The sequence below is a fragment of the Sphingomonas sp. S-NIH.Pt15_0812 genome, from assembly GCF_003951315.1.
GTDB lineage: Bacteria > Pseudomonadota > Alphaproteobacteria > Sphingomonadales > Sphingomonadaceae > Sphingomonas.
On the sequence record NZ_QLJH01000096.1, the window covers coordinates 1 to 1125 of the forward strand.

A 1125-nucleotide genomic window follows, 5' to 3' on the forward strand; every position below is an offset into this window, starting at 1 on the left:
GTAAACTCGGCGGGTGCCATGCCGCCAAGGCTGCTGTGCGGACGCACGGTGTTGTAGTCCGTCCGCCATGCCTCAATGATCCGTCTCGCCGCAGCCAGCGAGAGGAACAGGTGCTCGTTCAGACATTCGTCGCGCAAGCGACCATTGAACGATTCCACGAAGCCGTTCTGCTGCGGCTTGCCGGGCGCAATGTAATGCCACTCGACGCCGGTGTCCTGGCACCAGGCGAGCACGGCATGACTGGTCAGTTCGGTGCCGTTGTCGCTGACCACCATGCACGGCAGCCCGCGACGCTCGGCGATGGCGGTGAGCTCGCGCACGACACGCCGGCCTGACAACGAGGTGTCGACGATGCATGCCAGGCATTCCCGGCTGTAGTCGTCGATGACGTTGAGCACGCGGAACCGCCGGCCACAGGCCAATGCATCCGATACGAAGTCGAGCGACCAGCCCTGGTTGGGACCCTGCGGAATCGCCATCGGCGCCCGCGTGCCCAACGCCCGTTTCCGGCCGCCACGCTTACGCACCGTCAGCCGCTCCTCGCGATACAGCCGGTACACCTTCTTCAGGTTCATGCCCTTGCCTTCGCGCCCGAGCAGGATCGCAAGCCGGCGATAACCGAACCGGCGACGCTCGTTGGCGCGTTCGCGCATCCGCTCGCGGACAGCATCATCCTTTCCGCGAAGCGGCTCATATTGCCACGCCGACCGGTTGACCCCCACCAGCCTGCAGGCGCGACGCTCGGAGAAGCCGCGGTCGGTCATCAGCTTCTCCACCGCAGCGTAGCGATCCACAGACCGGGTCAGTTTTTTCCCAGCAGATCCTTCAGCGCCGACACGTCCAGCATCGATTCCGCCAGCAGCTTCTTCAGCCGCCGGTTCTCGTCCTCCAGCGTTCGTAACCTCGCCGCTTCCGACACGGTCATCCCGCCGTACTTCGACTTCCAGGTGTAGAACGTCGCATCGCTGATGCCGTGCTTCCGGCACAGCTCGGCGGTCTTCACGCCAGCCTCGTGCTCACGCAGCACGCCTATGATCTGATCCTCGGTAAAACGGCCTCGCCGCATCGCTCGTCTCCATCTGACGAGCTAACTTATCAATGGCATGTTTTCCGGGGAGCACGTCA

1 protein-coding gene is annotated in these 1125 nt (G+C 63.9%); it reads right to left on the reverse strand.

Features of this window, described 5'->3' with window-relative positions:
- A protein-coding gene (locus BRX43_RS20050; RefSeq protein ID WP_241215108.1) for an IS3 family transposase occupies nucleotides 1-1066 on the reverse strand; the annotation gives its coding sequence in 2 pieces (ribosomal slippage) (nucleotides 1-817 and nucleotides 817-1066; 1067 coding nt annotated over the 2 pieces). This gene is flagged as partial in the annotation.
- Nucleotides 1067-1125 lie beyond the last annotated feature (59 nt).